Raw genomic sequence first — 20,757 nt, forward strand, 5'->3', positions numbered from 1 at the left:
CTCCCGATCAGCCGCGCATTTGCACGCCGGCCCATTCCTCGACGACCTTGGCGATCGATGTGAAATCGGATGCCGCGCCATATTTGGCATTGGTGATCGCAAGCATCTGGCGCACCACCGCGCCGCAGACCATCGGCACACCCATCGCCTCGGCCTCGTCGACACACAGCCGCACATCCTTGTAGGAAAGCCCGGTCGCAAATCCGAAATCGAAGGTGCCGGGCAGCACTGCGCGCGGAAATTTGTCCTCGGACGCGCTGTTGCGGCCGCTGCTCGCATTGATGATGTCGATCAGGACCTTGGCGTTGACGCCGCCCTTGACGCCCATCGCCACCGCTTCCGAGGTGATCACCAGCGCGGCGGCCGCCATCAGATTGTTGGCAAGCTTGGCCGTCTGCGCCACGCCGGGCTTGTCGCCGGTATAGAACAGCTTGCCGAAATTCTTCAGGATCGGCTGCACGGTGTCGTAGGTGCCCTGCGGGCATGACACCATCACGGCGAGCGTGCCGTTGATAGCGCCCTTGATTCCGCCGCTGACAGGCGCATCGACCAGCGTCATGCCCCGCGCCTTCAGGCCTTCCGCCACCAGCTTGGCCGCGCCGGGGCCGGTGGTCGACAAATCGACCACGATGCGCGCCCTATTGCCGCTGCTGATGCCGTCGGCACCGAGTGCAACCGCCTTCACGATGTCAGGTGTCGGCAGGCTGGCGAGCACGATCTCTGCGCGCGAAGCGACGTCGGCGGGAGATTTGGCCTGTTGCGCGCCGCGCCTGAGCAGCGGCTGCATCGCCTCGCTCTGGGTATCGTAGATGACCAGCGAATAGCCGGCATCCAGCAGCCGCCCTGCCATAGGTCCGCCCATGCGGCCCGTGCCGATTACGCCGAGCGTCTCTCCCGCCATCGTTTGCTCCCTGTCGCGCGTCTCTCAAGGCGAGCGCGCTGTTGTTGTTCGACTTGTCGTCGCTGTTCGATCGTTGCTGTCGCAGCACCGGTTCGGCGCCACCCGTCACATTTGTTCAGATTGTCAGTCAATCTGTCAAGCTGAAGATTTTGAGTCGACAGTTGGCTGGAGGTCGGCTTAAGGTTCGGAAAAACGAGGAATGCGTCCAGTGCCGCAAAGCGAAGTTTCAAGCGTCAGCCGGACGCTGGCTGACTTGGTTGCTGCCACGTCATGGGCAGATGTCGCGGCACTGCAACATGAGGCCAAGCGATCGATTCTGAATTTTTTCGCAACGGCCCTCGGCTCGGCCTATGATCCGACGGTCACCATCGCCTTGCGAACCTTATCGCCATTCAGCGGCTCTGCGACCTCGGCAATCATCGGCCGGACCGAACGGCTCGATGCGATGGGCGCGGCGTTCGTGAATGCGGTCTCGGCGAACCTGCTCGATTTCGACGACACTCATCCCGAGACCATCATCCATCCCGCAGCGCCGGTTGCGGCTCCTGCACTCGCTCTTGCGGAAGCACGCAAGCTGTCCGGCCGCGAGGTATTGACGGCGTTCATCCTGGGAGTGGAGGTCGAGTGCCGCATCGGCAACGCGGTGTCTCCGCACCATTATGCGCGCGGCTGGCACATTACCTCAACGTGCGGGATATTCGGCGCGGCGGCGGCCTGTGCGAAACTACTCGGATTGTCTGTGGACGGCATTGCCAATGCAATCGGCATTGCCGCGAGCCAATCGGCGGGCATTGTCGAGAATCTTCCGACCGCAGCGAAGAATGTCAGCGTTGGCAATGCAGCGCGCAACGGGCTATTTGCGGCATTGCTCGCTCAGCAGGGATATGAGGCGGCGCCGCGGGCGATCGAGGGACCGCTCGGTTGGGCGCGGGTGATGGGTGATGAGCCCGATCTCGAACGCCTGCTTGGCGGCCTCGGTCAGACTTGGCAAATCTCCATGAATACCTACAAACCTTATCCGGCGGGCATCGTGTTTCATGCCGTCATCGACGCCTGTCTTGCGCTCCGTAGCCGCATCGAGCGTATCGATCAGATCGAGGCAGTGACGGTACATGGGTCTGCGCTGCTACTTGCGCGCGGAGATCGGCCGGTCCGGAACGAGCGCGATGCGCGCGTGAGCATTCATCATTGCGTTGCCTGCGCGCTGTTGATCGGTGCCGCCGGGGTCTCTGAATTTGCGCGAGAAGCGGTGTTCCGACCGGACATTGCAAAATTCCGTGAGAAGGCGAGGGCGGAGCTCGACAGCTCCATGCCTGATGGTGCTGCGCGCGTCAGCATCCGTCTGGCGTCGGGAGAGACGATTTCCGAAACCGTGATGTCTCCGCGAGGCGGCCTTGCCGACCCGCTGGAAGATTGCGACATCGAAGCCAAGCTGCGTGACGGTGCGCGCACTGGCGGCAGCAGTTGGGATGCCGAACGCATCATAGAGGCGGTCTGGCAGCTCGACACATGCGACGATATCACCGGTCTGTTGCAAAGTGCGCGCAACGAAAGCCTCGCGCTATCCATCAAGCAGTAGTGCCTACAAACCCGAAAGGACAATCCATGAGCAAAAGCGAACTGTTCGAAAAGGGCCTCAAGGTCCGCAAGGAAGTTCTCGGCGAGGACTATGTCAACAGGTCGATCGCGGGCGCGGACGAATTCACGCGCACGATGGCCGAATGGTCGACCGAGTTCTGCTGGGGCGCACTGTGGACGCGGCCGGGAATGGACCGGAGAACCCGCAGCATTGTCAATCTAGCCATGCTCGGCGCGCTGAACCGGCCACATGAGCTGAAGCTTCATGTCAAGGGCGCGCTGAAGAACGGCCTTACCAAGGATGAGATCAAGGAAATTCTGCTGCAGGTAGCGGTTTATTGCGGCGTGCCTGCCGGCATTGACGCCTTCCGCAACGCGCGCGAGGCATTCAATGAAGTAGACGCAAAGTGATGAAGCGCCGAAAGATCGGGAGAACGCATGGCTGAGCAGGAATACGAACTGTTCGCCATCCGCTATGCGACCCGCGATGCGCGGCGCAGCGATCATTTCATCGGCGGCGACCCGCACGACGGCCCGATGCCGATGGACTACTTCATGTGGCTGGCGAGAGCAGGGGGACGCACATTTGTCATCGACACGGGCTTCAATGCGGAAGTATCGGCGAGGCGAAAGCGAACGTTCCTGCGTTGTCCAGTAGCGACGCTCGGCGCGTTCGGTATTGATGCAGGCGCGGTTCAGGACGTGATCCTCACGCATTTGCATTACGACCACGCTGGCAATTTCGACCGGTTTCCGAATGCGCGCTTCCATCTTCAGGAACGCGAGCTGGCTTACGCCACCGGTCGCTTCATGCGATACCCAAGGCTGTCGCATTCCTTCGAGGTCGAGGATATCTGCGGGATTGTGCGTCTCAACTATGCCCGCAGGGTGTTGTTCTACAATGGCGATGCCGAGATCGCTCCCGGTCTGACGATTCACGCGGCAGGCGGCCATTCGGCCGGACTTCAGTTTGTCCGTGTCAGGACCCGCCGCGGCTTCGTCGTGCTTGCCTCCGACGTCAGCCATTTCTACGAGAACATGGCGAGCGGGCGGCCGTTTACGACCGCTCTGCATATCGGAGAGATGCTGGAGGGTTTCGAAAAACTGATCGCGCTCGCGCCGGACGAAAGCCATATCGTTCCGGGGCACGACCCGCTGGTGATGAAGCTTTATCCGGCGCCGAGCCCGGCGCTGGAGGGCATTGCGGTGCGTCTTGACGTGCCCCCGTTAGGCGCTGCACCGGTTCGTGCCGACTTTCTGCAGAGGCACTGACCGATGGAGTCAGAAGCAGTCTTCCTGTCAGTGGCGGCTTCCGGCGCAAGCTAGCCGCTCAAATCGCCATGCCGTCTCTCGCCAGGCAGAACAGGTCGTCGCCGCCGGCCTGTCCGCCCTTGAGCGCGATCTCGAGGTTTGCGTGCTCGCGGTCCGATGCGGCACGGCAAAGCGGCGCCCCGGAAACCAGCGGCGCGATCGCACTGAGAGCATAGACGGCCATGGCCTGGAGCGCGTGGCCGGAAGTATCGCCGCCGGCCAGCACCGCCCGCTGCAGGCGGGTCGCTTGCAGGATGCCGTCGAGTGCGCGACCAAGCCCGGCGACACCGCGCAGCGAGATCATTTTTCGCGAGAATATTCCGGGATCAGGCGTTTGGTTGGAATCCATATTGAGCGCGCCTCGGTTGTTGCTGTTCGACGGAAACCAGCTCAAATTGAGCCCATGATGGATTGGAGCGGGAGCGCAATGCTCTAGACGGCAGCGTGCGCACGATGTGTGCGCGGAGCGGTTTTCGAGTTGGTAGATCCGAGCTCAGCAGGCACGCGCTGCGGGAGCATCCAGGGGAGAAGGAGCATTTCATGAAGATGATCAAGGGACCCGCGATATTCCTCGCTCAGTTCGCTGCCGACACCGCGCCGTTCAACTCCTTCGGCACGATCTGTGCATGGGCCGCTTCGCTCGGCTACAAGGGGATTCAGATCCCGAGCTGGGACGGGCGACTCTTCGACCTCAACAAGGCCTCGGAGTCCCAGGACTATGCCGATGAGGTGACGGGGATTGCAGCCGGTCACGGCCTTTCCATCACCGAACTCTCGACCCATCTCCAGGGCCAGCTCGTCGCGGTTCACCCGGCCTATGACGCAGCATTCGACGGCTTCGCCGTGCCGGAGGTGCGGGACAATCCCAGGGCGCGCACCGAGTGGGCCGTCGACCAGATCAGGCGCGCAATCCGCGCCTCAAGACGCCTCGGGCTCGCGGCGCAGGCGACCTTCTCCGGCGCATTGGCCTGGCCCTACGTCTATCCCTGGCCGCAGCGTCCGGCCGGCCTCATCGAGGCCGCCTTCGACGAGCTCGCCAGACGCTGGCGGCCGATCCTTGACTATGCGGATGAGCACGGCGTTGATCTCGCTTATGAGATCCATCCGGGCGAGGACCTGCACGACGGCGTCTCCTATGAGATGTTTCTCGAGCGGGTGAATGGCCACACGCGGGCGAACTTGCTCTACGACCCGTCGCACTTCCTGCTGCAGCAGCTCGACTATCTCGACTACATCGATATCTATCACCAACGCATCAAGGCCTTCCACGTCAAGGACGCGGAGTTCAACCCGACGGGCCGCCAGGGTGTCTATGGCGGGTTCCAGAGCTGGGTCGATCGTGCCGGCCGCTTCCGCTCACTGGGCGATGGTCAGGTAGATTTCGGCGCGATCTTCTCCAAGCTTACCCAGTACGGTTACGGCGGCTGGGCGGTGATGGAATGGGAATGCGCGCTGAAGCATCCTGAGCAAGGCGCGCGCGAGGGCGCCGAGTTCATCAAAAGACATATCATTCGGATCACGGAGAAAGCCTTCGACGATTTCGCAGGTTCCGGGACCGACGAGCAGATGAATCGCAAGATGCTTGGCATCTCCTGAGCGAGGAAGAAGAATGGCGATCGAGGCAAGCAGGGAAGCTGGTGGTCATGGTCGTATCCGGCTAGGGATGGTTGGCGGCGGCCAAGGATCTTTCATTGGCGCCGTCCACCGCACTGCTGCGCGTATCGACGATCAGTTCGAGCTGACGGCCGGCGCGTTGGCGTCGGATTCGGTCCGAGCCAAGGCCTCGGCGAGGGAGTTCGGTATCGCCAACGACCGCGCCTATAGCTCCTTCGAAGAGATGGCGAAGGCGGAAGCCGCGCGTCCCGACGGCATCGAGGTGGTCTCGATCGTGACCCCCAACCACCTGCACGGCCTGGTCGCCAGGGCCTTCCTTGAAGCCGGCATCCACGTCATCTGCGACAAACCGCTGACGACGACCGTCGCCGAGGCAGAGGAATTGGTCGAACTGGTCAGGAAGACGGGCAAGGTCTTCGCCGTGACCTACAACTACACGGGCTATCCCATGGTCCGACAGGCCCGCGCCATGGTCGCGAACGGCGAGCTCGGCGAGATCCGGCTCGTCCAGGCCGAATACCTGCAGGATTGGTTGACGGAGCGGTTGGAAGCAAGCGGGCATAAGCAGGCTGCGTGGCGCACGGACCCGACCCGATCCGGCCCTGGTGGATGCATCGGCGACATCGGCACACACGCCTACAATCTCGCCTGCTTTGTCACTGGACTTCAGCTTGATGAACTGCTCGCCCAGCTCTCGACCTTCGTCAGCGGTCGGCGTCTCGATGACGACGTCCAGATCCTCCTCAAGTGGAAGGGAGGTGCCAAAGGCATGCTTTGGGCGAGCCAGGTCGCAGTCGGCAATGAGAACGGCCTGACGCTGCGCGTCTATGGGACCAAGGGCGGTCTCGAATGGGTACAGGAAAATCCGAACTGTCTCTGGTTCACCCGCTATGGGCAGCCCAAGCAACTCCTGACCCGCGGGGGTGCCGGCGCCTTGGTCGAGGCGGGCCGCATCACCCGCGTGCCATCGGGGCATCCCGAGGGTTATCTCGAGGGTTTCGCAACGATCTATGCTGAGGCAGCACGCGCCATCCGCGCAGTACAGGCCGGCCAGGCTCCGGATCCGGCGGTGATCTTCCCGACCGTCGAGGATGGCCTTGCCGGTGTGAAGTTCATCGAAGCCGCGGTGAACTCATCCGCAAGCAATGGCGCCTGGGTTCGGATCAGATAAATGCCGAGATCCCTGTCAAACGCGAAAGCCGAGGCAGACTGAGGCTATCGGATCGGCGCGGCCATTTGAATGATGGGCAAATAAGCTGTAGATCAGATTCAAGACACGACCTTATCAGCCGAATACAGGCTCAGCAGGAAAAATCAGCAGAATCAATATGTTGGATCACCGATTTTCCGTCGCGCCTATGATGGATTGGAGCGAGAGTCGAAGTATTTCAAATAGTTGGATGATCGCGTGTGCACGGTGTGTGCACTGAGAGATCAAAGAGAATCTAGGAACGACCATCGTGAGCAGTTGAACTGAAAGACTCCACGCTGGGACGCGACGCCCTCGAAACGGCGCCTGTTCGCCTTCGTTAAAGTGTGCGGCGGCACAACCGCCGTTTGCGCGAGGGGGTGGGTTAAGGGCCCGGCGGGACTTGAACCTGCAACCAGACCGTTATGAGCGGGAGGATAAAGGACGCGTTCGTTGATTTTGCAGCGCTTTCGTTTGATTTCGATCGCGTTCGTTGCGTAAATTAATTGCTTCTGCATTGCGGCGTCGCTCCCTAGGATCGGTCTGTGCTTGACGAATTCCAGCGTCCGCACGAGCACGGTGAAGTGCGTGATCCCGGAAAGAGGCGACTACGATCATGAGCAATGCCATCACTGCCACCGGAGAGAAGCCGCTGACTCCGGCCATGCTGCGCGAGTTGTCGGTGCGGTCCGATTGGCAAGGTCTGGTCCGTGCGGCCAGCCACTACGGCGTCATTGTTGTTGTCGGCGCGCTGATCTGGCTGGTCTCGTGGCGATACGGAATCGTCTGGGCGTTGCCGCTGGTCGTCGTCCAAGGTTACTTTGTCGCATTCCTGTTCATGGTGGTACACGAGACCGCCCACAAGACGGCGTTTCGCAGTCGCGCGCTTAATCTCGCCTTCGGTCATCTCTCCTCGTTCGCGGTCGGCTTGCCTTACGAATATTACTGCTTGTTCCACTGGGATCATCATCGCTATACGCAGGATCCAAAGAGGGATCCGGAACTGCTGTCAGTTCCGATCCCGACCTCGGACGCGCAACTGGTGATCGTCTACAGCGGCTTGCGGCAGGTAGCATTCCGGGCGCGGCTGATGCTTCGCCATGCGTTGACCGGCAACGCCACGTCGCCCTGGATTCCGGAAAGCAAACGCCACATTGTCGTGAGGGAAGCGCGCCTCTATCTCGCGGGCTACATCGTGCTGCTGCTGGCATCGGTCGCGCTGCAAACCTTGACCCTGTTGTGGATCTGGGTCGTCCCCGTGATCGTCGGTCAATTGTTTCTGCGTCCGTATCTCCTTGCCGAACACACCGGTTGCGATCGCACGCGCAGCGCCTTCCAAAATACGCGCACCACATATACCGCCATGTTCGTGCGCTGGTTTGCATGGAACATGCCCTATCATGTCGAGCACCATGCCTATCCTTCGATTCCGTTCCATGCGCTGCCGAAACTGAACCGGATCGTCGCCGATCAGATCGTCTACCGAGGCCCGGGCTACATCGCAGTGACGCGGCAGACGTGGGCCTGGTTTCGCCGCGCACGCAACGGCATCGAAAGCCCGATCGGTTCTGATTGAATCGGGATCAGGGCTCGACGAAAGCCAGCAGGGTGCCGTTGCCGCAGCCGGCAACTGCTACCGCGATGGCTGGGACTACGGCGCGATTCAAATCGATGTCCGGGGAGTGTTTGATCTCATCCGCAGGCCAACGTGTAATAGACCGATTTCTTCGGAGGCCGTTCTGGGCCCGAATAAATCAGCCTCAGTTGCGATGCGCCCAAGGTGTGGGCAGCTTGATGAACTTATTGGCCCGTCTCAGTCAGAAGCTGGTCTGCTTGCGCAAAAATTGGTCAGCGACGGGCCTTGTCGATTAATTGCTTCACTGTCTCCGGTCTTCAGACGACCCTCTCGTCACGGTCGATCACTCCGATCGCCCGCAACACAGGGGTTTGGCATGCGATCAACAACCGCTCTTCGCTCTGCCGTGTTCGTGCTATCTGCGTGCTTTCTGTTTGCGACGCCTGAGCGCGCGACAGCCGAAGAATTGCTGAAGGCGCGGCTCGCCCAGAATCTTGGGCCGATCTCCGGACTGGCGATCGTCGCCAGTGCGAAGGGCATTTTCGCCAAGCAGGGGCTCGACATCTCGGTCTCCAATTTCACCAGCGGGAAGCAGTGCCTCGATACGGTGCTTGGGGGAGGGGCGGATATCGCGACAACCGCCGAGGCGCCGGTCACGGCGGCCGCGATGGCGCAACAGCCAATCGCCTTCGTGGCGGGGATGGAATATTCGGATCTCAAGACCATGACCGCGGCTTCTGCCGGGATCAAGACGAAGGCCGATCTGCGTGGAAAGCGAATCGGCTTTACGGCCGGAACCGGCAGCGAAGTTTACACGTCGGTTCTGTTGAAAGCGGCGGGCCTGACGTCGAAGGACGTGACGCTCGTCAACCTACGACCGCAGGAGATGCTTCCCGCCATGGCGGCCGGCAGCATCGACGCGTTCGATACCTGGGAGCCGCATGTCGCGAACGCGAAGAAGGCTCTTGGCGAAGGCGCGATCCCGCTTGAGACCAAAGGTCTCTACTCAGAGACCTTCAATATTGTTGTTACGCAGTCTTACCTCGCGGCCAACCCGGCGATCGTCAGTAAGTTCCTGGCGTCCCTCATCGAAGCCGAGGGTTGGCTCAAGGCGCATCCGGATGAAGCGATCGACGTCATCGCCGCAGCGACCGGAATGAAACGCGATGAATTGGCTGCGATCTGGCCGGACTATGTTTACCATGTGCGCCTCGACGACAAGCTTCTCGTGACTCTTAAAACCCATGCCGGCTGGCGGCTCGAGACCGGCAATCATCCCCCTGGAGCGAGCATGCCCGATTTCTCGAAAGTCTTGGTGACGGCGCCGCTGAAGGCGCTCGATCCAGCTCGCGTCATACTGGATTCGCGCCCGTGAGCGTTGGGGGACGCAGCAGTGCGAGCGCGACCGCACGGCTGAGCGTACTGGTCGCCGTCCTCTCCGTGCCCGCCTTCACAGGCGTGTGGGAGCTGATTGCGCGCTCCGGCATCGTGAACGCCGTGCTGTTTCCGCCGCCATCGACCGTCGCTGTCGCCATTCTCGAATGGATCCGCACCGGACAATTTTTCGGAGACCTGATGGCGAGCCTCTCGCGCGTGGCCGGGGGATTTGCGGTCGGGGCCGCGGGCGGGATCGTGCTCGGCGTCCTGACTGGCCGGGTCCGGCTGGTGTCTAGCCTGCTTTCACCCTTGTTTCACATCCTGCGTCCAATTCCTCCCATCGCCTTCGTGCCGATCGTCATCCTTTGGTTTGGCCTCTCGGAGACAGGCAAGCTTTTCCTGGTCGTATGGGGCGTGTTCTTCACGGTATGGCTCGCGACCCACATAGGGGTGCAGAAAGTCGACCATGGACTTATCCGTGCCGCCCAGATGCTCGGCACGCCGCAGCCGCAGATGCTGTGGGAGATCGTCCTTCTTGGCGCGCTGCCCTATGTCACAGTCGGTCTTCGGACGGCGGTGAGTATCTCTTTCTACACGCTGGTCGCCGCCGAGTTGGCGGGATCGTTCGCCGGTATCGTCTACCGTATCGAAATTGCGCAACAGAACATGCAAACGGGTCAGGTCATGGGCGGGTTGGCGGCTCTCGGGCTGCTTTCCTTCGTCGCCGACCGTTCCTTCGCGATTCTTGCCGAACGTGCCGTGTGGTGGCGATGATCCCGAGCTTGCTTTGTCCAGACCAGCCGCTCAGGCTCGTGGATACGCACTCGCCTTCCGCCTCGGCGCGTCAGGCGATCATCCGGGTCGAGGATTTGAGCATCGTCTTCGATGTGCCGAGCGGACACGTCATCGCGGTCGACCGCGTATCCCTGGCGGTAACTCAGGGGGAATTCGTCTCGATCGTCGGTCCATCCGGCTGCGGCAAGTCCACGCTCCTGAATGCGATGGCCGGCCTCGAGCGGCCGTTCGAAGGCCAGGTGCTGATAGCCGGCGAAGCAATGCTCGCGCCACGGCCCGAGATCGGGATGGTCTTCCAGCAGCCACATCTGTTTCCGTGGAAATCGGTGCGCCGGAACATCGCGCACGGGCCGCGCGCCCTAGGCAAGTCGAAAGCGGAGGCGCTGCGGATTGCCGACGACCTCATCGCGATGATCGGACTTACCAAATTTGCGTCGGCATATCCGCACACGCTATCGGGAGGCATGCAGCAGCGGGTTGCGATTGCCCGTGCCCTAGCTAATCAGCCGCGCGTACTGTTGATGGACGAGCCTTTCGGAGCGCTGGATGCGCAGACCCGGGCGGTCATGCAGGACAACCTGCTCGAGCTCCGCGAGCGGATAAACGCAACAATCGTCTTCGTCACACACGACATCGATGAAGCGATCCTTCTCTCTGACCGTGTGCTGATCATGAGCGCGGGACCAGGCCGCATCCTCAAAGATCTTCAGGTGAGCCTGCCGCGACCGCGCTCCAGCGCCATCGTTGCGGAGGCTGCCTATCTCGCCCTCAAGCGAGATTGCCTCGATCTGATCCGCTCGGAAGGCCGCAGGGCCTTCGAGCAAATGGAGATCAGGACATAAGCGCCTGACGACAGGTCTGGCATGACTCTTGAATGGTTTTCCCTTGCGGCGGCAAGGGAGCGAGCAGATGTCAGCGGCAAGCCTCAGGAATACGACCGGCATCATGCTGGCGGGATCGGATGCTCTGGTCGGGTCGCTACCCAGCTTGTTGGATCCGCTGTGTGAGGCTGACCGGCGTCGTGTCCTCGCGATCGGCCGCGAGGAGGTCCTGCAGGCAGGCAAGCATGTCTGGCGGCAGGGCGATCTGCAGAACGGCATTTATCTGATCGAAGAGGGGCGTATTCGCAGCTACTACGCGGCCCCTTCCGGACGCGAGGTGACGCTGGCCTACTGGTTCGCCGGCAATTTCGTCGGCGGCCCGGATCTGTTCGGTACTGGTGCCCACGTATGGTCTTCGGTTGCGGTGGAGCGGAGCCAGGTGACGTTCTTGCCCGGCGCGGCCCTGCGCGCGCTGGCGCTCCAATCGGCCAGTATCGCGGTCGCGCTGCTGGATGCGCTCGCCTTCAAAGCACGATGCTACTCGGCCATGGCGCAAATGCTGGGGACCCGCTCGGTGACCGAGCGGTTGCATCGTCTGTTGGTCTTCCTCTCGAAAATCTACGGTTCGCAGCAGGGCCGCGAGATCGTGATCGGGATCCCGTTCACGCATGGTGATCTCGCCAATCTGATCGGCTCAACCCGCCAATGGGTGACGGTGCAGCTTTCCCGCATGCAAGCAAGGGGCGTCATCCGTTATCACCGGGGCCTGATTGTGATCCTCAATCTGCGCGCTCTCGATCTCGAAGTCGTCTAGGACGCGGCCTGCGGATATACTTTTAGATCGAACAGTCCGGCCTTCGCATCGGGCAGCCATCGCTCGGCAAGGTCGAGAAGGGCATGGTCACGCCACGCAGGCGCCAGCAAAGTGATGCCCATCGGCATACCGTTGCCGAGCGTTGCGTTGGGAACTGCCACCGCGCACAAGTCCACGAGATTGGCAAAATAGGAGTAGTAACCGAGGCGGCTGTTGAGCGTGATGGGATCTTCCATCATCTCCGAGATCGTGAAGGGGCGTGGCGCGGTCGGTACCACCAGGACATCGATCTCCTCGAAAAGCGATCGGATCTGGCGTCGCAGCTTCAAAAGCCGATGTTGCGCGGCGAACGCATCTATTGCGGAAAACCGGGCAGCTGCGCTCAGCACGTTGCGGATGACGTCAAGCAGTTCGCCATGATCGATGTCCAGGAGCTTGCTGATCGCCGCATGACGTTCGGCAATCCAAGGCCCTGAAAAGAGCATTTCACCGGCTTCGGCGAAAGGCGAGAAGTCAATTTGCCTGGCTTGGCCTCCCAGTCCCGAAAGCCTCATGCAGGCCTGCGTGTAAAGGTCATTGCATTCCGGCATGCCGAATGAATTCAGATGACCAGCTGAGACCTGGCCGAACTGGAATTTGCGAGGAGATGGGGAGGACGAGGCAATCCGTTGGCGGCTAAAAGGATCGGTGTCGTCGAATCCTTCGATCAGCTCGAGCAGAATTCGACCTTCGGCAATGGAATTGCAGAAAATGGAGGGGCAATCGAGCGTCGGACAGTTCGGCACAAGCCCGCGGGATGAGACGAGGCCGACGGTCGGCTTGATCCCAACGATCCCATTGAAGCCTGCGGGAATCCGGCCCGAGCCGCCGGTATCCGTGCCGAGAGCGAAGGCAATATGGCCGGATGCTACAGCAGCAGCCGAGCCGGAACTCGAACCGCCGGCAATGTACAGATCGTTAGCAGCGCTGGAACAGGTGCCATAGGGGGAGCGGGTGCCGGACAGTCCGGTTGCGAATTGATCCAGGTTGGTTTTGCCAAGACAGATCGCACCTGCGGCCGTTAATCTCTCGACGCATCTAGCCGATTGCGCAGCCACATATTCGAATGACGGACAGGCTGCTGTCGTCGGCATGTCCTCAACGTCAATATTGTCCTTGACGCCGAATGGCACGCCAAGGAGCGGCAGGACTTCACCCTCCTCCGCTCGCTGTAGGAGGGCATCAGCCTCGGCCAGCGCTTCTTCTATGGGCCGCACATAGATCCAACAGTTGCGGTGCCGGTCCCCTTCGATGCGCTCATAGACGGTTGTGATGATGGAGGCTAACTCGGCAGCCGAACGTAGAGGTCGACTCTGCGCGGATAAGATAGCTTGCGGCACGGAATAAACTCCTGAGGGGCATGACCCCACAAATATGAAGCCGCTGCCCCACAATAAAAGCAACTAAGCGCCCTCCCGCACCGGCAGGACTCGAAGCTGCAACCAGACCGTTATGAGCGGCAGAATATCGATCAGCTTTGTTGGTTTTTCTGTGCTTTTGTTTGGTTTCGATCGCGTTTGTCTTGGTTCGTTCAGGTTGTTTCTGGTGCGAAACTGGTGTGGTTACCCAGTTTCCCTTTCCGGGACGACGTCGGTCTCTGCATGAACCTTCGCTTCCGGCTCCGGCGCTGTGGCCGATCGGGATGCTGCTCTCTGGGTAACGTGCTACTGTAGCCGGTTACACGCTCCAGCGAGCGTTCCATGAGCCGAGACCCAGACAATTGGTGCGAGGAAGAATACTAGGAAAAAATCGGTCGGTAGGAGGACATCGCCAAGGCGATCAAGAATCTATCCCATCAGCCAATCCGCGACTTCTTGGGTACATACGGTGACGTCATCGACACGCCGCTCGATGAAACTATTGCGCAAAGTTCACCGCGATTCTCGAGGCTGCCGCGATCGAAAAAGGGGACCGCTATTTGGTCTGACGCTTGAGCCAGCGCGCCATACATCCCGACGTCCCTAGCGCCGCGCAAGGACGAATATCGCGCTTCCGCTGACTGTTTTCCTTTCAGAATTGGTTGGTCAAAGCACGTCGGCCAAGGATTGGCCGTGCAGGTTTATGTTGAGCCCCTGCAAGCCTTGGTCGCTGATTTCGCCTCCCATTGCTTTCAGGCTTTCCTCGCGGATCAACGACATCAGACCGCGTCTCAGAGCAAGGAATTCTGACGACATCATCATCGATTGCTGGCGAGGGCGCTCAAGCGGAATGGGAATTTCCGCTTTGATTGAGCCGGGCCGGGCTGTCATGCAGTAGACGCGGTCGGAAAGGAAAATCGCCTCGTCGATGTCGTGGGTCACGAACAAGACCGAGATTTTCAGCCGTTGCCACATGTTGGTGAGGATTTGCTGCATGATGACCCGAGTCTGCGCATCCAGGGCGCCGAAGGGCTCATCGAGCAGAAGCACTTTCGGCCCTGTGGCTAGGGCGCGCACAATGCCGACGCGTTGCTTCATGCCGCCGGAAAGACGGTCGGGATAGTGCTTTTCGAACGCTTCGAGGCCGGCGAGTCCGAGCAAGGTGCGCGCGGCTCTCTCGCGACGGGACCGATCCATGCCGCGCATCTTCAGTCCGAATTCGACGTTTTCCCGGACCGTCTTCCAGGGAAAAAGCGAATATTGTTGAAAGACCATCCCACGCTCGGCGCTCGGGCTCTTTACCTCTTCGCCATCGACCGTGACCATCCCCGCGGTTGGCTTCAGGAAGCCCGCTACCGCGTTTAACAACGTGGATTTGCCGCAGCCGGACGGGCCGACGATCGAGACGAATTCGCCCGGCTTGACGTAGATCTGCGTATCGGTAACGGCGGCCACGGACCCGTCGATGGTCTCGTAGCTCAGTGCGAAGTTCTTGACCTCAATGCGGCCGGCCGCGGCCGTCGCCTCAATCACACTCATGTGCGTCCCCACGGCATCGCAAGCCTTCCGGCGGAGCGGATCAGCAGGCTGGACGTCAGGCCGAGTACGCCGATCGCGATCATGCCGAGCGCGATGTCGGCATACTGGACCAGCGAATAGGCCTCCCAGGTGAAATAGCCGATCCCGTATTGGCCGGAGATCATCTCGGCCGCGATCAGCGAAACCCACGCAACGCCCATCCCGACAGTAAGCCCGGTGAAGATGTGCGGAAGCGAGGCGGGAAAATACACCTCGCGAAAGATCGAGGTTTCCCTAGCCCCGAGGCATCGCGCGGCGCGAACAAGAACCGGATCGACCAGCGCCATGCCGTGCAGGGTGTTGACCAGGATCGGAAAGAACGAGCCGAGGAAGGTAATGAAGACGATGCTCTGTTCGTTTGTTGGCCACAGCATGATCGCCATCGGCACCCAGGCGATGGCGGGGATCGGACGAAGCACTTCGGAAACCGGAAACACCACTTCATGGATCAGCTTGAAGCGGCCCATGATCAGACCGAGCGGCACCGCGATAAGGCTCGCCAACGCGAAGCCGAAGATGATCCGGCGACAGCTCAAGAGGACGTGCATCAGGAACTTGGGGTCGCGCATTGCCTTCGTAGAACTGTTGTAGACATCGAGCGGCGAGGGCACGTTGGTGAAGCGCACGAAGAACACCACTCGGTATTTTGTCAGGAGGTGCCAGACCACCAGAAATGCGACCAGGGATACGGCCCCGATCAGCGCAGCCCGCAGGCGGCCCTTGTTGAGCCGGTACCAGCGCGCGATGATCGCGACGGTTGCGGGCTCGCGGACGGCCGCGGCGGCGGGCGGCGGTTCGGCGGCAACCTTGGGTGCTTCGTGCTCTTTTGGATGCAGCGCATGCGCAGGACTGCTGCTCATGTCCTGCCTCCGCTCACGGCAGACTTCACCGCCTCTTCGAAACTAAGGACCTTGCCGCTGTTCTTGGCTGCGTAAGCCTCGGCGTCCTTCTTCAGCAAGAATGGGGTGATGTCGCCGCCGGCGACTGCAAAGAAGGCTTGGTCGGCGAACAATTTGATGCCGCGCGCCGTGTCGAAGACGTAGGCGACGTTGATCTTCTTTCCCTTGGTCTTGAATTCGGCATAAGCGCCGAGTGTGCAGGTGGCGCTGCTGAACGGAAGGATGCCTTCACCCTCGACCCACACTTCGCCGGACTTGCGCGGATCCGAAATCGGCTTCTTGCAGAACTTGTCGTCGCCGGAAATCTCATAGTTCGTGGTGCTGGCGAGCTGGGCGTCGTAGTCCAGTTTCATGTCGGCATAGGCTTTGCGGATGAAGGAATCGTCGACCCATTTCTTCGGATCAAATTCCTTCATCCGTCCAAGATTCTGTAGCACCTTGACATCGACTTCCGCCGCATCGATCAGGGCTGGCTTGATGGTCGGATCGGTCGTCATGTTGCCGCTCGGACCGAGGAAGATGTAGACGACTTCCTTGTTGATGCCGGTCCACTCCGCGATCTTCTCTGCCGCCAGTTTGGGATCGGCCCGAAGCCACTGGTTGGCGGCAATGATTGCTTTCGTGTAGGCGAGGACGACCTCGGGATACTTTTCGGCGAAGTCGGTGCGGACGACGACGCCGTGCCAGGTCGGCAGGTTGGTCTCCACGCCGTCGAAAATCTTGCGGGCAAATCCGCGAAACGGCAGCAGCTCGGCGAACGGGACAAAGTCGGCGTGGCCGTCGATCTTCTTCTCCTGGAGGTTGGTCGAACCGACTTCGGGACTTTGACTGACCAGCTGGAAGAAGTCCGCCGGATACCCCCGGTCCTGCATCGCCTTCAGAACCATGCCATGGGCGGCCGATCCGAAGGGAACGCTGACCAGCTTACCCTTGAGATCCGCGAGCTCGTAATACGGGGAGTCCTTATGGACGACGAGGCCATTGCCGGAACCGGACAGGCTATAAGCCGCGACCGCGATCAGGCGACTCTTGCTTTCAGGATTGTTCTGGAATGTGAACCCGTTGACGACCAGCGGATAGTCTCCCATGGCGCCGAATTGCAGCTTGTTCGCCATCATGCCGTTGGTGACGGGTGGACCAGAGGTGAAGTTTTGCCATTCGAGTTCGAACCTGACGTTGGCATACTTGCCGTCCGTCGGAAGGAACTTCTCCAGCAGGCGCAGTTGGCGGATGACGATCCCGGTCGTCACGGTGTTGGTCGTGGTGTCCTGGGTACCGATACCAATTTTGATTGTTTCGCCGAAGGCCGGCTCGGCGAGCGCCAAGGCCACAGAGGCAGCGGAGGTCGCTATCGAGAGTGATCGGACTTGGCGGACCATGTTCATCCCCATTCGGTTGGAAGCGCTGCCCCCATGATTGGTTGGGTCAACGTTCCAGGCAAATGCGGACTGGCCATCGGAGTAGATTAGTTGCCGTTAAAGATCGGTTGCATACTCGTTGGGCAGTTTTGCTGTGCAAAGCCGCTTCGGTGTGCATCCAAACTCAATCCGACGCCTGACCGCGCATTTCTTCCAGAATATTCGGCAGGCAAATGACGATCTGGGTGCGCTTCGCCAGCACGATCCGTTTTTCTTGCATTCGCTTGAGACTGATCGTCACCCATTGCCGGGTTGCGCCTACCATGTGGGCCAGGTCGGCATGGGTAAAAGCCGTGGCGATGACGACGCCGTCTGGATCCTCGACGCCGTATAGATCCATCAGTTGCAACAAAAGGTGAGCCAGCCGCTGCGTGATCGAGCGCGTTCCCAGCATCTGCGCCAGCGCTGAATAACACTTTCCCTTGAACGCGAGCCCCTCGATCAGCCCGATGGCGAGATTGGGAATTTCAGTTGCCAGCGTTCGCAGCTCTTTCCCGGGAAGCTGAACGACGCTGCAGTTGGTGGAGGCGACGCCGGACCACTGATGAATGCCGCTGTCGAAGACTTCCGGCCCGCCCACGAAATTGCCGGCATGCCAATAGGCGAGGGTGATCTCGCGCCCGAGCGGTGAGGAATAGAACACGCGGATCCGGCCGCTTTCGATCAGGAAAATGCCGTCATGCTTCGCGCCCTGATTGAAGATCGTCTGCCCGCGACTGAGGACCTTTCGGCGCCCCTGTTTCAGGACGATCTCCCGCTCGCGCATCGTCAGCCTGTCCATCAGGGACGGCGGACCACCGATCAATTGCTCATTCTCGGTGAGAAGCAGGGACGAGGTTGGTTTCGTTACCGCAGCCGCAGGCGAGCCGCCGCGCACCCCATTCCCAGCCTGCAGCAACATTGCCGCTCTCCAGATCATCTAAGAACCGATCTAAAAAGCAGCAATCTTCGTGCCAGATTCATTCTTGCCGGCAAACGCGGGCGAAAACCCGAACAAGATCAAGGCTCGGCCAAGTTGGCCAAATAGCTCTTGGGGTAGATTCCCCGATTGTGTCCGTCTGAGAAGGAAATATTGAGCCCGTAGCCGAGGTCTGCGACCTCCACGATGGCGATCCCCGGGAAACCATCGGGGAAGCGTTCGTCGAAGCGCGCGCGCGTACAATGCGCGCATTTGCAGGATAGCCGAAGCTTCTCCGCCGTAACGGTCGCCCGCGATCCGCCGTTTGCGATCAGGGATATCGAGGCGAGATCGGCGCTTACCTCGCAACTCGGTCGTTCTACGGCAAGCGGTGGTAGCATCGACATCGGCAAATCCATCCTCGGGGCAGGTTACTTTGCGAGTGGTTGCACGGATAGCAACTAATTGCCGGGCTGCGCCGAATCCCCGTTTTGGAAATTACTTGCTTGTCCCGCGTCAGCATCGCGAACACCACTTCGCGAACATCGCGCGGGGGTAGGAAAATGTTGCACCGGTCGGGAGGGATCATCGAGCCGAACCGGCTCTGGAAGGACATCCCGGGTATCGCCCTCTGCGCGCTTGTCGCCAGCGCGGCGACCTGGATGGCGCTTCTGGCCGGGTCTGCCGTTATCTGGGGCTTGATCCTCGGCCTCGTTCTCGCCGCGATCTGGTCGCCTTCGGCAATGTTTCAAACGGGCATTTCGTTTGCTGCCAGGCAGGTGATGCGCATCGGCGTCGCGCTGCTTGGATTTCAGATTTCGCTCGCGACCCTGCAGATCCTTGACGTGACCGACCTTGCCGCCCTCGCGGTCAATGTGGCGATCGTGCTGGCAGCAGGTTGGTTCCTGGGGCCAATGCTCGGGATCACAAGGGAGTTGTCGCTGGTCACCGCCGCTTCCGTCGCCATTTGCGGCGCCTCGGCTGCGGCGGCCGTTGCATGTGTGGTCATGCGTAATGATTCGACTAACAGGGATGTGGCCTGCACGATCGGCGCTGTCAGCGTCATATCGTCGGTGGCGGTAATCCTTTATCCGCTCATGGTTCACATGGCAGGGCTGGGTTCGACCGCAGGCGGCATCTTTCTCGGTGGCAGTATTCACGAGGTGGCCCATGCGGTTGCGGCTGGCTACAGCGTCAATCCCGAGACTGGCGATATGGCCACGGTGGCAAAGCTTTTCCGCGTGGCGCTCCTCGCACCGACCTGCATCGCTGTACCCTTCGCTACAATGGGTAGGGGGCGGTCGCAAAACCCATCCTTGCCGTTGCCGCCAGTCTTCCTGATCGGCTTTGTCGTGGCGGCAATGCTCAATGCTTCGGGGCTTGTCCCGCGCGAGCTATCTCAGGTGACAACTCCGCTTTCGCGGTTCTGCCTTGTCACGTCGATGGCCGCAATCGGATTGACGTTACCCTGGAGGAGCTTCCGTGCCTTCGGCGCAAGACCCATCGTACTTCTGTTGATTCTTTCCGTAATCCTGATCGGGTTGTCATTAACGTACGTCAAATGTCATTCGTCCTGATGAAGCCCGAGGAAATTTGAAACTAATCGACCAACAACTGAAGTCCATCGTTGCGAAGTTCAAGCTTCTCACCCAACGCCCCATCGTCGCGCAGACATGCGCTTTTTTGGCGATCGAATGATCGAAGGAGGAGAAGGACGATGAGCGCATTTCAGAAGGAAACGGTTCTCTCGGTGAAACATTGGACCGATTCCCTGTTCAGCTTCAGGGCGACGCGCGATCCCGCCTTTCGCTTCCAGAACGGGCAGTTCGCCATGATCGGACTGGAAGTCGATGGGCGGCCGCTCGTTCGCGCCTACAGCATGGCCAGCGCCAATCACGAGGACGCCCTCGAATTCTTCAGCATCAAGGTTGCCGATGGACCGCTGACGTCGCGCCTGCAGAAGATCAAGGAGGGCGACGTCATTCTGGTTGGCCGCAAGCCAACTGGCACGCTCATCACCGCAAATCTCATCCCGGGAAAGCGGCTGCTGCTGCTTTCGACTGGTACCGGGATCGCGCCGTTCGCCAGCCTCATCAAGGACCCCGACGTCTACGAGTCCTATGAGGCGATCATCCTTGCCCATGGCTGCCGCCAGGTTTCTGAATTGGCCTATGGCGAACGCCTGGTGGAAAAGCTTCAGCAGGACGAACTGTTCGGACCGCTGCTCGCTGACAAGCTGATCTATTACCCGACCGTGACCCGCGAACCGTTCCGCAACCGCGGTCGCATCACCGACCTGATCGGATCTGGCCAACTCTTTGACGACGTCGGACTACCCGTGCTGGACCGGGAGACGGACCGAGTCATGTTGTGCGGCAGTCCCGGCATGCTGGAGGAACTCCGCGTGATGTTCACGGAGCGCGGATTTGTCGAAGGCAATCAAAGTGAGCCGGGGCACTTCGTGATCGAGAAAGCTTTCGTCGAACGATAATGCCGCGTCTGCCCATTTATTGTTCAATAACTGACCTCGATTCGGCAGTAGGCCCAAACATTGGGTTTCTCTCACCGGCGACAACTAATTGCTATCGCCG

The 20,757-nt window shown here is 60.4% G+C and carries 20 protein-coding genes; 12 read left to right on the plus strand and 8 right to left on the minus strand.

Annotation, left to right across the window (positions count from 1 at the left end; all coding sequences use genetic code 11):
* Positions 1-7 precede the first annotated feature (7 nt).
* Positions 8-901 carry an NAD(P)-dependent oxidoreductase gene (locus HCN50_RS06565; RefSeq protein ID WP_171708815.1) on the minus strand — a complete coding sequence of 298 codons (894 nt, stop codon included), beginning with the start codon at positions 899-901 and terminating at the stop codon, positions 8-10.
* Positions 902-1,109: 208 nt separating this feature from the next.
* Here HCN50_RS06565 and HCN50_RS06570 point away from each other — a divergent pair, with 208 nt between their 5' ends.
* The 3 genes from HCN50_RS06570 to HCN50_RS06580 are packed head-to-tail and all read left to right on the plus strand — an operon-like array spanning position 1,110 to position 3,751.
* The gene (locus HCN50_RS06570) at positions 1,110-2,480 is read left to right on the plus strand and encodes an MmgE/PrpD family protein (protein WP_311967261.1); all 1,371 of its coding nucleotides are present in this window, start codon (positions 1,110-1,112) and stop codon (positions 2,478-2,480) included.
* A 26-nt stretch (positions 2,481-2,506) separates the two neighbouring features.
* Complete coding sequence (locus HCN50_RS06575; RefSeq protein WP_171708817.1) at positions 2,507-2,890, plus strand: carboxymuconolactone decarboxylase family protein; 384 nt, start codon at positions 2,507-2,509, stop codon at positions 2,888-2,890.
* Between the two features lie 27 nt (positions 2,891-2,917).
* Positions 2,918-3,751, plus strand: a complete 834-nt coding sequence (locus tag HCN50_RS06580; RefSeq protein ID WP_171708818.1) for an N-acyl homoserine lactonase family protein — start codon at positions 2,918-2,920, stop codon at positions 3,749-3,751.
* 58 nt (positions 3,752-3,809) lie between these two features.
* On the opposite strand, the gene HCN50_RS06585 is transcribed toward HCN50_RS06580, so the two are convergent.
* Positions 3,810-4,139 carry a nucleotide-binding domain containing protein gene (locus HCN50_RS06585; RefSeq protein ID WP_171708819.1) on the minus strand — a complete coding sequence of 110 codons (330 nt, stop codon included), beginning with the start codon at positions 4,137-4,139 and terminating at the stop codon, positions 3,810-3,812.
* Between the two features lie 191 nt (positions 4,140-4,330).
* On the opposite strand from HCN50_RS06585, the gene HCN50_RS06590 reads away from it, so the two are divergent.
* The 7 genes from HCN50_RS06590 (at position 4,331) to HCN50_RS06620 (ending at position 11,976) form a co-directional block, all read left to right on the plus strand.
* Positions 4,331-5,386, plus strand: coding sequence for a sugar phosphate isomerase/epimerase family protein (locus HCN50_RS06590; protein WP_171708820.1), 1,056 nt, complete (start codon positions 4,331-4,333; stop codon positions 5,384-5,386).
* 13 nt (positions 5,387-5,399) lie between these two features.
* Positions 5,400-6,575, plus strand: a complete 1,176-nt coding sequence (locus HCN50_RS06595; RefSeq protein ID WP_171708821.1) for a Gfo/Idh/MocA family protein — start codon at positions 5,400-5,402, stop codon at positions 6,573-6,575.
* Between the two features lie 634 nt (positions 6,576-7,209).
* Positions 7,210-8,169, plus strand: a complete 960-nt coding sequence (locus HCN50_RS06600) for a fatty acid desaturase (protein WP_171708822.1) — start codon at positions 7,210-7,212, stop codon at positions 8,167-8,169.
* A 466-nt stretch (positions 8,170-8,635) separates the two neighbouring features.
* Positions 8,636-9,544, plus strand: a complete 909-nt coding sequence (locus HCN50_RS06605) for an NrtA/SsuA/CpmA family ABC transporter substrate-binding protein (RefSeq protein WP_235976802.1) — start codon at positions 8,636-8,638, stop codon at positions 9,542-9,544.
* Positions 9,541-10,320, plus strand: a complete 780-nt coding sequence (locus HCN50_RS06610) for an ABC transporter permease (protein WP_311967266.1) — start codon at positions 9,541-9,543, stop codon at positions 10,318-10,320. Before HCN50_RS06605 ends, HCN50_RS06610 begins: the two co-directional genes overlap by 4 nt.
* Positions 10,308-11,183, plus strand: a complete 876-nt coding sequence (locus tag HCN50_RS06615) for an ABC transporter ATP-binding protein (protein ID WP_376700255.1) — start codon at positions 10,308-10,310, stop codon at positions 11,181-11,183. Before HCN50_RS06610 ends, HCN50_RS06615 begins: the two co-directional genes overlap by 13 nt.
* Before the next feature lie 67 nt (positions 11,184-11,250).
* A complete protein-coding gene (locus HCN50_RS06620) occupies positions 11,251-11,976 on the plus strand; it encodes a Crp/Fnr family transcriptional regulator (protein WP_171708824.1) in 726 nt (241 codons plus the stop codon).
* On the opposite strand, the gene atzF is transcribed toward HCN50_RS06620, so the two are convergent.
* The 6 genes from atzF to HCN50_RS06650 all read right to left on the minus strand — a co-directional run bounded on the left by atzF (position 11,973) and on the right by HCN50_RS06650 (position 18,573).
* On the minus strand, positions 11,973-13,355 hold the full coding sequence (gene atzF / locus HCN50_RS06625; RefSeq protein ID WP_171708825.1) for an allophanate hydrolase: 1,383 nt from the start codon (positions 13,353-13,355) through the stop codon (positions 11,973-11,975). The two genes, HCN50_RS06620 and atzF, sit on opposite strands and share 4 nt — an antisense overlap.
* Before the next feature lie 684 nt (positions 13,356-14,039).
* Positions 14,040-14,912 carry an ABC transporter ATP-binding protein gene (locus HCN50_RS06630; RefSeq protein ID WP_171708826.1) on the minus strand — a complete coding sequence of 291 codons (873 nt, stop codon included), beginning with the start codon at positions 14,910-14,912 and terminating at the stop codon, positions 14,040-14,042.
* Complete coding sequence (locus HCN50_RS06635) at positions 14,909-15,811, minus strand: ABC transporter permease (protein WP_171708827.1); 903 nt, start codon at positions 15,809-15,811, stop codon at positions 14,909-14,911. The genes HCN50_RS06630 and HCN50_RS06635 overlap by 4 nt, the downstream gene beginning before the upstream one ends.
* On the minus strand, positions 15,808-17,229 hold the full coding sequence (locus tag HCN50_RS06640; protein WP_171708828.1) for an ABC transporter substrate-binding protein: 1,422 nt from the start codon (positions 17,227-17,229) through the stop codon (positions 15,808-15,810). Before HCN50_RS06640 ends, HCN50_RS06635 begins: the two co-directional genes overlap by 4 nt.
* Positions 17,230-17,392: 163 nt before the next feature.
* A complete protein-coding gene (locus HCN50_RS06645) occupies positions 17,393-18,169 on the minus strand; it encodes a Crp/Fnr family transcriptional regulator (protein WP_171708829.1) in 777 nt (258 codons plus the stop codon).
* 98 nt (positions 18,170-18,267) lie between these two features.
* Positions 18,268-18,573 (minus strand): gamma-butyrobetaine hydroxylase-like domain-containing protein, encoded by a 306-nt coding sequence (locus HCN50_RS06650; RefSeq protein ID WP_171708830.1) that lies wholly within the window; start codon positions 18,571-18,573, stop codon positions 18,268-18,270.
* A 156-nt stretch (positions 18,574-18,729) separates the two neighbouring features.
* On the opposite strand from HCN50_RS06650, the gene HCN50_RS06655 reads away from it, so the two are divergent.
* Both HCN50_RS06655 and HCN50_RS06660 read left to right on the plus strand, forming a co-directional pair.
* Positions 18,730-19,743 (plus strand): YeiH family protein, encoded by a 1,014-nt coding sequence (locus tag HCN50_RS06655; protein WP_171708831.1) that lies wholly within the window; start codon positions 18,730-18,732, stop codon positions 19,741-19,743.
* Positions 19,744-19,883: 140 nt separating this feature from the next.
* Entirely contained in the window at positions 19,884-20,657 is a 774-nt protein-coding gene (locus HCN50_RS06660; protein ID WP_171708832.1) for a ferredoxin--NADP reductase, read from the plus strand.
* Positions 20,658-20,757: the final 100 nt, after the last annotated feature.

It is taken from the genome of Bradyrhizobium archetypum (assembly GCF_013114835.1).
Lineage (GTDB): Bacteria > Pseudomonadota > Alphaproteobacteria > Rhizobiales > Xanthobacteraceae > Bradyrhizobium > Bradyrhizobium archetypum.

Coding starts and splice junctions, on each gene's coding strand:
- HCN50_RS06565 (WP_171708815.1), bottom strand. CDS start 901: ATGGCGGGAGAGACGCTCGGCGTAATCGGCACGGGCCGCATGGGCGGA.
- HCN50_RS06575 (WP_171708817.1), top strand. CDS start 2,507: ATGAGCAAAAGCGAACTGTTCGAAAAGGGCCTCAAGGTCCGCAAGGAA.
- HCN50_RS06580 (WP_171708818.1), top strand. CDS start 2,918: ATGGCTGAGCAGGAATACGAACTGTTCGCCATCCGCTATGCGACCCGC.
- HCN50_RS06585 (WP_171708819.1), bottom strand. CDS start 4,139: ATGGATTCCAACCAAACGCCTGATCCCGGAATATTCTCGCGAAAAATG.
- HCN50_RS06590 (WP_171708820.1), top strand. CDS start 4,331: ATGAAGATGATCAAGGGACCCGCGATATTCCTCGCTCAGTTCGCTGCC.
- HCN50_RS06595 (WP_171708821.1), top strand. CDS start 5,400: ATGGCGATCGAGGCAAGCAGGGAAGCTGGTGGTCATGGTCGTATCCGG.
- HCN50_RS06600 (WP_171708822.1), top strand. CDS start 7,210: ATGAGCAATGCCATCACTGCCACCGGAGAGAAGCCGCTGACTCCGGCC.
- HCN50_RS06620 (WP_171708824.1), top strand. CDS start 11,251: ATGTCAGCGGCAAGCCTCAGGAATACGACCGGCATCATGCTGGCGGGA.
- HCN50_RS06630 (WP_171708826.1), bottom strand. CDS start 14,912: ATGAGTGTGATTGAGGCGACGGCCGCGGCCGGCCGCATTGAGGTCAAG.
- HCN50_RS06635 (WP_171708827.1), bottom strand. CDS start 15,811: ATGAGCAGCAGTCCTGCGCATGCGCTGCATCCAAAAGAGCACGAAGCA.
- HCN50_RS06640 (WP_171708828.1), bottom strand. CDS start 17,229: ATGGTCCGCCAAGTCCGATCACTCTCGATAGCGACCTCCGCTGCCTCT.
- HCN50_RS06645 (WP_171708829.1), bottom strand. CDS start 18,169: ATGTTGCTGCAGGCTGGGAATGGGGTGCGCGGCGGCTCGCCTGCGGCT.
- HCN50_RS06650 (WP_171708830.1), bottom strand. CDS start 18,573: ATGTCGATGCTACCACCGCTTGCCGTAGAACGACCGAGTTGCGAGGTA.
- HCN50_RS06655 (WP_171708831.1), top strand. CDS start 18,730: ATGTTGCACCGGTCGGGAGGGATCATCGAGCCGAACCGGCTCTGGAAG.
- HCN50_RS06660 (WP_171708832.1), top strand. CDS start 19,884: ATGAGCGCATTTCAGAAGGAAACGGTTCTCTCGGTGAAACATTGGACC.